The organism is Delftia sp. ZNC0008 (assembly GCF_000799035.1).
Classification (GTDB): Bacteria; Pseudomonadota; Gammaproteobacteria; order Burkholderiales; family Burkholderiaceae_C; genus Comamonas; species Comamonas tsuruhatensis.
Genome location: NZ_JTKZ01000681.1, coordinates 1 through 11,218 on the forward strand (window position 1 = coordinate 1; position 11,218 = coordinate 11,218).

Annotated in this window: 10 protein-coding genes; 4 read left to right on the forward strand and 6 right to left on the reverse strand. The window is 69.2% G+C overall.

Translation table 11 applies throughout. From position 1 onward, the window contains the following. Window positions 1-26 precede the first annotated feature (26 nt). The 5 genes from L995_RS22200 to L995_RS22220 form a co-directional block, all read right to left on the reverse strand. On the reverse strand, window positions 27-1,004 hold the full coding sequence (locus tag L995_RS22200) for a VOC family protein (protein ID WP_047473743.1): 978 nt from the start codon (window positions 1,002-1,004) through the stop codon (window positions 27-29). Window positions 1,005-1,080: 76 nt separating this feature from the next. Beyond that, complete coding sequence (locus L995_RS22205) at window positions 1,081-1,917, reverse strand: fumarylacetoacetate hydrolase family protein (protein WP_047473744.1); 837 nt, start codon at window positions 1,915-1,917, stop codon at window positions 1,081-1,083. Window positions 1,918-2,013: 96 nt separating this feature from the next. After that, a complete protein-coding gene (locus L995_RS22210; protein WP_052195856.1) occupies window positions 2,014-3,138 on the reverse strand; it encodes a porin in 1,125 nt (374 codons plus the stop codon). Between the two features lie 145 nt (window positions 3,139-3,283). Then, window positions 3,284-4,954 (reverse strand): FAD-dependent monooxygenase, encoded by a 1,671-nt coding sequence (locus L995_RS22215; RefSeq protein ID WP_047473745.1) that lies wholly within the window; start codon window positions 4,952-4,954, stop codon window positions 3,284-3,286. A 16-nt stretch (window positions 4,955-4,970) separates the two neighbouring features. Next, window positions 4,971-5,939 (reverse strand): Bug family tripartite tricarboxylate transporter substrate binding protein, encoded by a 969-nt coding sequence (locus tag L995_RS22220; protein ID WP_047473746.1) that lies wholly within the window; start codon window positions 5,937-5,939, stop codon window positions 4,971-4,973. A 227-nt stretch (window positions 5,940-6,166) separates the two neighbouring features. Here L995_RS22220 and L995_RS22225 point away from each other — a divergent pair, with 227 nt between their 5' ends. Both L995_RS22225 and L995_RS22230 read left to right on the forward strand, forming a co-directional pair. After that, window positions 6,167-7,084 carry a LysR substrate-binding domain-containing protein gene (locus L995_RS22225; RefSeq protein ID WP_046238921.1) on the forward strand — a complete coding sequence of 306 codons (918 nt, stop codon included), beginning with the start codon at window positions 6,167-6,169 and terminating at the stop codon, window positions 7,082-7,084. Window positions 7,085-7,335: 251 nt separating this feature from the next. Next, window positions 7,336-8,808 (forward strand): ArnT family glycosyltransferase, encoded by a 1,473-nt coding sequence (locus L995_RS22230; RefSeq protein WP_047473747.1) that lies wholly within the window; start codon window positions 7,336-7,338, stop codon window positions 8,806-8,808. A 211-nt stretch (window positions 8,809-9,019) separates the two neighbouring features. On the opposite strand, the gene L995_RS22235 is transcribed toward L995_RS22230, so the two are convergent. Continuing rightward, the gene (locus L995_RS22235; protein WP_047473748.1) at window positions 9,020-9,679 is read right to left on the reverse strand and encodes a TetR/AcrR family transcriptional regulator; all 660 of its coding nucleotides are present in this window, start codon (window positions 9,677-9,679) and stop codon (window positions 9,020-9,022) included. A 60-nt stretch (window positions 9,680-9,739) separates the two neighbouring features. Here L995_RS22235 and L995_RS22240 point away from each other — a divergent pair, with 60 nt between their 5' ends. Together L995_RS22240 and L995_RS22245 are read left to right on the forward strand one after the other, a co-directional pair. After that, entirely contained in the window at window positions 9,740-10,948 is a 1,209-nt protein-coding gene (locus L995_RS22240) for an arabinose transporter (RefSeq protein ID WP_026062431.1), read from the forward strand. Beyond that, a partial coding sequence (locus L995_RS22245) for a siderophore-interacting protein (protein ID WP_047473750.1) occupies window positions 10,941-11,218 on the forward strand: 278 nt, incomplete at its 3' end. The genes L995_RS22240 and L995_RS22245, both read left to right, overlap by 8 nt.

The following is an 11,218-nucleotide window of genomic DNA, read 5'->3' on the forward strand; positions in this document are numbered from 1 at the left end:
CCGCGTCTGGGGCATTGGCTGGCGCCTCAGCGTGGCGGCTCGTGGTTGGTGACGAAGTCGGCGGGCACGTCCGGCCCCCAGACGTAGAGCGAATCCTCGGGAGGATGGTCGGCCGCAGGCCACACCGCGCCCGCCTCGACAAAGTCGATGTCGCAGGAGTACTCGGCGAAGCTGCCCCAGGGATCGCGCACATAGCGAAAGAAGTTGGAGCCCAGCACATGCCTGCCCACGCCCCAGCCCTGCGCATAGCCCGCCTCGGCCATCTGCCGGGCGCCGCTGCCCACGGCGTCGACAGACGGCACGCACCAGCTGCTGTGGTGCAGGCCGGGTCCATGCGATGCGGCCAGTGCCAGCAGGTGATGGTCGCTGCCGTGCGGACTGTGCAGGAAGGCGATGACCGAGCCCGAGCGGTCCGAGAGCCTGAGTCCCAGCACCTCGGTGTAGAACGCCAGCGCGGCATCCACGTCGGCGCAGAACAAAAGCACATGCGACAGGTGCAGCGGCCGGATCTGCGGCATGAGGCTGCGGGCCGGCGCGCGGCCGGCATTGAGGCAGGCCGGCGGCAGCACGTGCGGTGCGGGCGCCGACGGAGAGCTCTTGGCGGCTGCACGCAGCTGGATGGGCACCCCGTCGGGGCTGGCGATCCAGATACCGTCGGTCTGCGCACCGGCCGGCGCAGGAATGCGTGCGATCCCCGCGCCGTCGATCCGGCGCGAGAAGGCATCGAGATCGGCCGCATGGATGCCCAGGCTCAGCCACTGCAGCCGCTTGTGCGTTGCGGCCTCCAGCACCCGCGCCCAGCGGTGGGGATGCCCGTAGGTGTGCAGCGCCAGCGCGCCGTCGATGTCGCGCACCTCGAGCCCGAAACTGGCGTAGAAATGCCGCGCCGCTTCGAGATCGGGCACGCTGAAGACAAACTCATCGATCGAATGCACGGCCGGCTGCCCGGCCGTGCCGGACGGCGTTCCAGGTGTCGTTCCAGATGGCGTGGGAAGGCTGTTCATGGTGTCCCCTCCTTTGCATGTTCACTGTGCGAAGACCGGCAGACGCCGCCACGCGGCCGGTGGGCGGGCAAGGCCATCACCGCATCCGCTGGAGCTGCCGCCCAAGAACCCCGCCGTCCAGCGTCATGACATCGCCGGACTTCAGGAAACGGGGCGGCTTCATGCCCAGCCCGACACCTGCAGGCGTGCCGGTGATGACAAGGTCGCCGGGCAGCAGCGTCATGAACTGGCTCAGATAGGACACGAGACAGGCCACCGGGAAAATCATGTCTGCCGTGCTGCTGCGCTGCATGACCTCGCCGTTGACGGACAGCGTCAGTTCGATGGCCTGGGGGTCGGGCAGCTCGTCGGCCGTGACCAGCCACGGCCCGACCGGGCCGAAGCCATCGAAGCTCTTGCCCTTGCCCCACTGGCCGTTGCGCTTGATCTGCCAGTCACGCTCGGAGATGTCGTTGGCCAGCAGGTAGCCGGCCACATGCGCGAGCGCACCTTCCACGGGGATGCGGCTTGCGCGCGTGCCGATCACAAAGCCCAGTTCGATCTCCCAGTCGGTGGCAACCGACGCTTCGGGCAGGCGCACCTCGTCGTCCGGCCCGGCCAGCGATGAAAGCGCCTTGTGAAAGACCACGGGCTCCTTCGGAATGTCGAGACCCGACTCCTCGGCATGCCGCCGGTAGTTGAGCCCGATGGCAACGAACTGGCGCGTGCCGGCGACAGGGGGCCCCAGGCGGCTGCCTTGCGCCACCAGCGGCAACCGCTGCAGATCGACGGCGGCCAGCGCGGCCAGCCTGCCGGGCGCCATCCACTCGGGCGTGAAATCGGGCACCAGGTCCGACAGGTCTCGCGCCTGGCCTTGGGAATCGATGGCGCCGGGCTTCTCGCAGCCGCTGGCGCCGTGGCGTATCAGTTTCATGGTCTGTCTCCTGGAACGGGAAGTGGGAAGTGGGAAGTGGGAGTGGGAAGGAAATGGATCGGGACGCGGACGCGGGCCCTGCATGCGGGTTGAGCCTCAGAAGCTATGCCGCACGCCGGCAGCGAAGCCGTTCTGCGAACGCCCGGGGGCGGGCGCGGCGCCTGGCGCCGCATTGCTGACCGACAGCGCAAGTGCTCCCTGGTTGGACAGATGCCCTGTGGTCGCATACAGCGTGGTGCGCTTGGACAGCGAATACCGGGCCCGCAGGGCAAAGAGCCGGGCCCCGTCGTCGCTTCGCCTGAAACGCAGATCCAAGGCCTGCGCGTCGAGGGTCAGGGCTGGTGTGGCGGCGAAACTGGCGCCCAGGTACCAGAGATCGCTGCGTGGCGCATCGGGACGGCCGTCGTTGTGGCGGGCAATGACCCCGGCACCGAGCTTCCATGCCCCCCAGCGCACCCATCCCGCGGCGGTGGAGCGACGGTCCTTGCGCGCGCTGCTGGTCAGGCCTGCGAAGGCGCCGGGGCCTCCACGGATTTCATCGACGGCCAGCGCGATGCCCCAGGCCTTGGCCTCGTACTTGAGCATTGCCGACCATTGTCGGCAGGCGCTGGAGTCGCCCGGCTGCTCGCCGGGGCAGTTGGTTCCCGCGGGACCGGGGCCCGCATTGACGGCATCACGGCCCAGGCTGTAGGTTGCGCCGACGGTGAAGCCGCCAAGGCCGGCGCGCCACGCAAGCGCGTTGTCCGCGCGCGCATTGGGCAGGTAGCTGTCCAGCGAGGCCGCACCGTAGGCATTCGGGCCGAGGATGTCCGCATCGAGCTGGGACCAGTACAGCATGGTGTACTGGCGCCCCAGTGTGAGGCTGCCCCAGTCGCCGGACAGGCCGACGAAGGCCTGGCGCCCCCAGGCGCGCCCGCCCTGGTTCAGCACGCCCGCATCGAGCGCCAGGCCCTGCTCCATCGTGAACAGGGCACGCAGGCCGCCGCCCAGGTCCTCCGAGCCGCGCAGGCCGATGCGCGACGGCACGCTGCCGGTGAGGCCCGGCATGCGGTTCAGCGAAGCGCCTCCCTGGCCCACATCGGTCAGGTGCTCGACGGATGCATCGAGCAGGCCATAGAGCGTGACGCCCTGGGCCAGGGCGGGTGCCGAGGGCACGGCAGCGGCACCGGCCAGGCATAGCGCGGATAGCGCGGCGCGAACAGGAAAGGAGGGGTGTGGCATGTTGTCTCCTGAAAGTGATGGATGTCGGCAAGGACGGCGAAAGCGCAGACTCAGGCGCAGGCCGGCATCCCCCGGCCGGACTGGCCAGGGTCACGAAAGCGCAAGGCCGGACGGCCCGGGGAGCAGGCGGCCGGATGGGCCGGGGCTAGCCGGGCCCCACCGGCGGGGTGCGATGGCCCAGTGCCAGCGCCATGACCTCGGTCGGCTGCGCCGCACCATCGCCGCGCCAGGCGATGTGGTGGTCCGGGCGGATCAGGACGCGGTCGGCGCCATACAGCGCACGCGTCTGCCCGTCTTCGCTCCTCACCACATCCAGCCGGATGCCGTATTGCGCAGCAGCCTGCCTCCAGGGCTCCAGCCCGTCCGGGCCGTCCGGGCCGAATGCAAGCAGTGTGAAATCGCGTCCGAAGTCATCGAGCAGGGACCGGTCCGGCCCCGTTGCCACATGCGGAGCGCGCGTGCCGGGATAACCGCCAGGCAGGTAGCGGTTGGGCTCGTCCGGCGGGGGCTCGGCCAACTCCCGGGCGACGACGGGGCTGTCGGCATAGCGCAGGCCCAGTTGCAGCCCCGGGATGTTGAACTCGCGCGCCACATGCTCCGAAAGTGCCTGCCCGAGCGCATGGCGGGCGCTGTCGCCCACGGGCCCCTCCTGCTCCACTGCGGCCGTGACCGGCAGGCATCCGATGCTGTCGGCCATGCTGCGTGCAAAACGGGTGTTGCGCTGGGCGATCGGCCGCCGCTCGGCCTCATAGCTGTCCAGCAGCGCCGGGCCGGCCGCCCCCTGGATGGCCGCCGCCAGCTTCCAGCCCAGGTTCACGACGTCGTCCACGCTGGTGTTGTAGCCCATGCCGCCCGTGGGCGTGAACAGGTGCGCCGCATCGCCGGCGATGAACATCCTGCCGTGCCGCAGGCGCTCGGCCACCAGGGCATAGCCCGCGTTCCAGGGGGTCAGCGCGATCAGCTCGTGCGCAAAAGGCCGGCCGACGACGGCCTGCAGCGCCTGCTGCGGATGGAAATCGGCAGGCTGGGTGCCTTGGGGCAACTGCACGATCAGCACGAACCGGTCCACGCCGTCGATGGCGCACAGCAGGCCGCGCTGCCCGGGACCGACGGCCCAGTACTGCCAGGCCCTGGGCTTGCCGATCAGCCCATACAGACCGGGGGCCCGGAAGTAGATGGACATCATCTGGCCGCCCAGGAAGTCCCGCCGCTCGCTGCCATGGCCTGCGTAGACGACGCCCATGGCCTGGCGGACCAGGCTGCGCGGCCCGTCGCAGCCGACCACATAGGCGGCCTGCAGCAACTCGGTACGGCCCGTGTCCGGCTCGCGGCATTCGATCTGGACTGCGCAACCGGTGTCCCGCACCACCTCGGCCCTCAGGCCAAAACGCAGCACGGCGCTGGCATGGCGTTCGGCCTGCGCCCTGAGCACGGGCTCGATGAACATCTGCTGCGCCCGATGCGGCAGCTCGGGCGTGGGCCAGGCCTGTTCCCCGTAGTCGCCATAGGCCGTGCCCGAGGCGGCCTCCTCGGCCGAGGGAATGCGAAAGCGCGCCAGCTCGGGCCCCGTGAGCCGCGTGCAATAGACGACGTCCTGGGGGTGCGAGGGCGGCAGGCCCAGCCTGCGCACCTGGTCGGCAAAACCCCGGCGGCGGTAATGCTCCATGGTCCGGGACGAGGTGGCATTGGCCTTGGGCAGCGTCGGCGGCCCGCTGCGCTCCTCGATCAGCACGCACGGTATGTCCCTGCAGCCCAGCTCGATGGCCAGCATCAGCCCTGCGGGCCCTCCTCCGATGATCGCAACTTCGGTCTTCATGGCGTCTCCCCGGGGCTCAATCGACGGTCACCTTGACGCGGCGCAGCACTTGGGCATAGCGCTCGCGGTCGGCCTGCATGAGGTCGGCAACCTGCCTTGCGGGGCCGATGCTGGTGAAGAAGCCGAAACCGGCCAGGCGATCCCTGACGTCAGGCGCGGACAGGGCCCGGTTCACCGCCTCGTTGACGCGCTCGGCGACGGCCGGCGCCGTGCCCTTGGGCGCCATGAGCGCAACCCAGGTCAGCGCATCGATGCCGGCCGGGCCACCGGCCTCCTGCACGGTCGGCACATCGGGCAGCGCCGGGGAACGCTGGCTGTCCGCCACGGCAAGAAAGCGCAGCTTGCCAGCCTGCTGCAGGGGGCCGGACGTCGCAATGCTGCCGTAAGCCCAGTCCACCTCGCCCGTCGACACGGAGGCGTACAGCTGCGAAGTCTCCTTGTAGGGGACATGCATCATTTCGGCACCCATGGCGGTCGCGGCCCGGGCCGCGCCCAGATGCAGCGGCCCGCCCACCGCATTGGAGCCGTAGGTCATGCCGGGCCTGCGCCGCGCCGCCGCCATCAGTTCGGCCAGGCTGTGGAACGGGCTTTGCGCGCCGACCACGACGAAGAAGGCGGTCTTGTAGAGCAGCGCCACCGGCGTCAGCTCGCTTTGCGGGTCATAGGCCAGCTTGCGCAAGACCAGCGGATTGATGGACAAGTGGCCTACGTCCACCACCACCAGGTCGTTGCCCGTGGGCGGCGCGTTCTTCATCGCATTGATGGCCACCACGCCGGCCCCACCCGGCCTGGGGTCGACGACGACCGGCTGCCTCCATTGCGCCGAGAGCTTGTCGGCGACCAGCCGGGCCACCACGTCGGGGCCGCTGCCCGCGGGAAAGGCGCTGGTGATGCGCACCGTTCCGCCGGCGGCCGTCTGCGCGGCGACGGAGCCCGCCGCCAGGGTTGCCAGCGCACAGGCGCCGGCCCATTTCCTCATGCTCATGCTGCTTGTCTCCTATGGGGTCGCCGGGCTGTGCCGACGTTATGGAGGGCATGCTAGGTCTGGCAGGCCGGCTGCGGCAGAGGGCAGAAACGCCTCAGCGATGCATGGTCGTTATCACTGGAGCGTTTTGCGACGGCTCAGGCGCGGCGGAGCCCGCGTGCACGGCCCCTGCGGGAAATCCCCTGGCCTTGGCGCGCTCGGAAACGGGCATAAACACGCTCCGACCGATGCCCAAACTTCATCACCTTCGCAATTTCGTCGCCATTGCCCGGGCACGCAGCCTGCGCAGCGCCGCCCGCAGCCTGGGCCTGACCCAGCCGGCACTGACGCGCAGCGTGCGCGAGCTGGAAGCCGAGCTCGGCGTGGCGCTGTTCCAGCGCCATGCGCGCGGGGTATCGCTGACCGTGGCGGGCGAGCGATTCCTGCTGCGCGCGCAGGCCGCGCTCGAGGAACTGCGTCGCGGCAGCGAGGAGGCCGCCCAGGCGCGCGGCGAAATGCAGGGCCATGTCGCCGTCGCTCTGTCCAGCGCCCCCGTGCTGTCGCTGTTGGCCCGCGCCTATGCCCAGTTCCGGCGCGACTGGCCGGATGTGCACCTGCGTTTCGTCGAAGGCCTGTTCCCGGCCGTCGAGCCGGCGCTGCGCGACGGTCGGCTGGACTTCTATCTGGGCCCCCGGCCCGAGAGGCAATTGAGCGCCAGCTACCAGGTGGCCCTAGTTCACCGCAACGAGCGTGTCGTGCTGGCCCGCCGCGGCCATCCGCTGCGCACCGCCGGCAGCCTGCAGGCGTTGCTGGAGGCGGACTGGATCGTCACCGGCCTGCGCGAGCGCCGCGAGGAAGAGTTCGAGGAGCAGTTCTCCGCGCTCGGCCTGCGCAGCCCGCGCGTGGTGACGGTCGCCGAATCGTTGATGGCCCTGCTGGCGCTGCTGGCCAGCAGCGACGCCCTCGCCTTCTTGCCGCGCCAGTGGGCCGATACGCCCCTCTTCAACGGTGTGCTGGAGCCCATTGCTGTGCGCGAGAGCCTGATGGCACCCGACATCGTGCAGGTCACGCGTGCTGCGCTGCCTCTGACGCCCGCCGCGGAACGCCTGTCGATGCTGCTGCTGCGCGCGGCAGTCCACGACTTCGGCGAGCCGGCCGGCGCCTGAGCCGCGGCCGGCGTCTCCACAATATCTTCATACAATCTTTACATTGCATTGACCAGGCAGACATATTCTGCCGGACTCATAGCGCCTCGCGTAAGCCAAGAGTCCGTAGCCAACGCTGAAGCTCCCGTTCGACCGCCTTCCTGGGAATTTCCCCTGTGCCAGCGCACTTGTCATCGCCGCTGGCATTTCCTATGACCCATCCCGTCCCCTCACAAGCAGCGAGCACGATCACGCGAAGCGCTCCGCTGGCCATGCCCGCACCGTCGCTTTCCCTGGACATCAAGGTCCTCATTGGCCTCCTTCTCTTTACGGTGGTCTGGCTGCTGCAGATCGACAGCTCCAGCCTCACGGCACCCAAGGACAACCTCGAGCAGCTGACCTGGGTGCACAGCCTGGAGTGGGGCTACTACAAGCATCCACCGCTGCCGACCTGGATGTTCTCGGTGCCGGTCAATGTGTTCGGACTGTCTGCCCGCACCAGCTATGTGACGGGCGCGCTTTTCACGCTGGCCGGCCTGTTTGTCTTCTGGAAGCTGATGCAGACCTTGCGCGGCAGCCGCCATGCCACGCTGGCCCTGCTGGCGGCCCTGTGCATCACCTACTACAACGAGCGGCTGCACTTCTTCAACCATGAAGTGGTGCTGATGCCCTTCTTCGTGGCCAGTGCCCTGCTGGTGTGGCGTGCGGTGGGCAGCAGGCAACTGCACTGGTGGGCGGCCCTGGGCTGCTGCCTGGGCCTGGGCGCACTGGCCAAGTACCAGATGATCCTGGCCGCCGTGGCGGTATTCCTGTTCTGGCTGGCGTCAGGCGCCTGGCGCGAGCGGGTCCATGTCATCGGCCTGGCCCTGGCCGCTGCCATTTCGCTGGCCATCATCTCGCCGCACCTGTACTGGCTGTTCCTGAACGACTTCGGCCCCATCCGCTATGCCACCGAATCCTCGCTGGGCGCCAGCCTGGGCGGCGGCGCAAGACTGCTCAATACCTTGCACTGGCTGGCCGACCAGCTGTTCAACCGCGCATTGCTGGCCTGGGTGCTGCTGGGACTGGTAATGGCATTGCACCGCCGCAGCCGCCTTGCGCCGCAGGACACACCGCAGCGTCCCGGGACAGCCGATGCATCGCGCGCGCTGATCCTGTGCTTTGGCCTCACGCCCATCGTGCTGACCTGCGCCATCGGCATCTTTGCGGGCTCGTCGCTGCAGCTGCACTGGGGCACGCCCTTTCTGCTGCTGGCCGTTCCCGTCGCCATGGAGCTGGCCGGTGCCAGGCTGCAGCCGTCGCGCATATCGATCACCACCGCCATCAAGTGCTTCGTGGCGCTTCAACTGGCCTTGCTGCTCGTGGCCCAGATGACCTCGGCGCGCAGTGAACTGCGGCTTAACAGCCGGCACTGGAGAAACTTCGATTCAAAGGCCTTGAGCCAGGCGCTTGCCGAACCCGCGCGCGAGGCACTGGGAGGCGACATCCGCGTGATCTCAGGCCCCACGGCCGAGGCCAAGGCCCTGGCCCTGAAGCTGCGCGAAAAGCCGCTGGTGCTGATCGATGGCCGCATGGACATCAGCCCCTGGATTTCCCAGCACATGGTGGATGCCTGCGGCGTGCTGCATCTGCAGCTGGCGGCATCGCAGCCGCCCGGCCACCAGCCGGTGGGCGAAGGCTTTCCCTCCCTCTTCTGGCGTGTCACCCCGCCGCAGGAGGATGCGGGCAACTGCGTCGAAAGCTGAACGAATACGCTGCTTGCCGGCCGCGCCTGTCGGCATTGCACGATTCCAGTGCTGAGAATCGCCACCGTGCCCATGAAATCCCCTTGCGAAGAACTCATGGACATGCTGGGCCAGCCCTATGACGCCGGCGAAGTGGCCCGACTGCTTGGCCCATTCGATCCGGAGGTCTTCGCGCCCTGAGGACCTGGCGGCCAAATCGCTCCTTGCATCCTCAACCCAGGGCAGGCGCTCGCAGATACCCCATCAGCACCTGCACGATGCCATCCTCCAGGGCCTGGGGGGTGAACATGGCAGGCGGTTCGATGACGGCGGCATGCACCAGGGACTCCATGGTCTGCAGCAGCATCCAGGTGGCCAGGTCCAGATCGCGGTGGGCGAGCTGACTGCGGTGCAGCTCCAGGAGCTGGCGCACCTGGCGGAAGATGCCGCCGTCGGCCGCGCTTTGCTCGCGCGGCGCGTCGAAGAAGGGGAACTCCTTTTCCAGCACCCGGTGCAGATCGGGCTCGACCCGGTGCGCCGCCAGCAGCGCGCGGACCATGGCCTGCACATGGCCTTGCAGGCCCTGCGGCCGCTCTGCCGCAAGCACGGCGGCAATGGCCGCGTACATCTGCGCGGCGTGGCGCTCGTGCAAGGCCGTGATCAGCGAGTCCTTGTTGGGAAAGTACTGGTAGAGCGAACCCACGCTCACGCCTGCGCGCTCGGCCACCAGATTGGTGTTGGTGGCGGCATAGCCGCGCTCGGCCAGAACGCGAGCCGCAGCTTCCAGAATGGCCTCGACCGTGGCAAGGGAACGCGCCTGCCGTGGCTGCTTGCGGGGCTGGGGCGGCTGGCGCTGCGCCGCCTGCGAATGCGAGTTTTCAATGCGAGCCATGGCTCATATTCTCCTGGACATGTGATCTGAGTTTTTACTCGTATTTGAAAGGGAATGCACATGTCTTCCGGAATTTCGCCATCTGCGGCCGCGTCGCCGCCGGTGAATGCATTCGCGCGGCTGCTGCCGCTGACGCTGGCGGTCTTCGTCAGCTTTCTCTGCCTGGGCATGCCCATGCCCGTGCTGCCCCTGCACCTGAGCCAGACCCTGGGACTGGGCACGCTGGGGGTGGGCACGGTGATGGGCTGCCAGTTCGCGGCCGCCCTGCTGTCGCGGGCCTGGGCCGGGTCGCTGGCCGACACGCGCGGCGCCAGGCAGGCCGTGGTGCTGGGCATGGCGCTGGCGGCCGTTTCGGGCCTGGCCTACCTGATGTCACGCGCCTTCGAGGGAGGGCCGGCCGCAGTCTGGGTGCTGGCCGCCGGCCGCGTGCTGCTGGGCTGCGCCGAGAGCCTGATCATCACCGGGGCCTTGAGCTGGGGCGTGGGCATGATCGGTCCGCAAAACGCCGGCAAGGTCATGGCCTGGGTGGGCATTGCCATGTACGGCGCCTATGCGGCGGGCGCGCCGGCCGGCGTGGCGGTGCAGGCGGCCTGGGGCTTCTCCGGCATTGCCGTGGCCACCATCGTGCTGCCGCTGGCCGCCCTGGCCATGGTCTGGGGCCTGCGCGCCACACCGGCTGCGGCCCAGCGCCGCACGCCGTTCTACAAGGTGCTGGGCACGGTATGGCTTCCCGGCCTGGGGCTGGCCCTGTCCAGCGTGGGCTTTGGCGTGATCACGACCTTTGCAGCGCTGCTTTTCGCATCGCGGGGCTGGGGAGCGGCCTCGCTGGCCTTCACGGCCTTCGGCCTGGCCTTCATCGGCGCGCGCCTGCTCTTCGGCCATCTGCCGGACAAGCTGGGCGGCGTGCGGGTGGCACTGGCCAGCATTCCGCTGGAAGCCGCCGGCCTGCTGCTGATCTGGGGCGGGGGCGATGCGCCATGGGCCTATGCCGGCGCCGCGCTCACCGGCTTCGGCTACTCGCTGGCCTTCCCGGCCTTCGGCGTGGAAGCTGTCCGCCGGGCGCCTGCCCAGGCACGCGGCGCGGCCATGGGCGCCTATGTGGCCTTCTTCGACCTGTCGATGGGGCTGACGGCCCCTGCCGCCGGGCTGCTGGCCAGTGTCACGGGCGTCGGAGACGTGTATTTCGCCGCCGCCGTGAGCGTGGCGCTGTCCATCGCCGTGGCCTTGCTGCTGCGCTTGAACGCAGCCCGGGGAGCCACCCATGGCTGAGCCGATTCACATGCCTGCCGGCACGCAGCGCGCGCTGGGCACCGTGTTGAAGGTGCAATCCGTCACGCCGCGCATGCGCCGCATCACGCTGGGTGGCGAGCAGATCGCCGCCTTCTCACGGGCGCCTGCCGTGGATACGCCCGCCGCCTGGGTCAAGCTGTTCCTGCCCACGGGCGAGGGCCGGGCGTACACACTGCGCAGCGTGGACTGCCAGGCCGGCACGCTGGACATTGACCTGGTACTGCATGGCGATGCGTTCAATGCACGCGG

What these genes read in the sequence shown, in the direction of transcription:
- L995_RS22200 (WP_047473743.1), bottom strand. Translation starts at nt 1,004, where the DNA reads ATGAACAGCCTTCCCACGCCATCTGGAACGACACCTGGAACGCCGTCC.
- L995_RS22205 (WP_047473744.1), bottom strand. Translation starts at nt 1,917, where the DNA reads ATGAAACTGATACGCCACGGCGCCAGCGGCTGCGAGAAGCCCGGCGCC.
- L995_RS22230 (WP_047473747.1), top strand. Translation starts at nt 7,336, where the DNA reads ATGCCCGCACCGTCGCTTTCCCTGGACATCAAGGTCCTCATTGGCCTC.
- L995_RS22210 (WP_052195856.1), bottom strand. Translation starts at nt 3,138, where the DNA reads ATGCCACACCCCTCCTTTCCTGTTCGCGCCGCGCTATCCGCGCTATGC.
- L995_RS22215 (WP_047473745.1), bottom strand. Translation starts at nt 4,954, where the DNA reads ATGAAGACCGAAGTTGCGATCATCGGAGGAGGGCCCGCAGGGCTGATG.
- L995_RS22225 (WP_046238921.1), top strand. Translation starts at nt 6,167, where the DNA reads ATGCCCAAACTTCATCACCTTCGCAATTTCGTCGCCATTGCCCGGGCA.
- L995_RS22235 (WP_047473748.1), bottom strand. Translation starts at nt 9,679, where the DNA reads ATGGCTCGCATTGAAAACTCGCATTCGCAGGCGGCGCAGCGCCAGCCG.
- L995_RS22240 (WP_026062431.1), top strand. Translation starts at nt 9,740, where the DNA reads ATGTCTTCCGGAATTTCGCCATCTGCGGCCGCGTCGCCGCCGGTGAAT.
- L995_RS22220 (WP_047473746.1), bottom strand. Translation starts at nt 5,939, where the DNA reads ATGAGCATGAGGAAATGGGCCGGCGCCTGTGCGCTGGCAACCCTGGCG.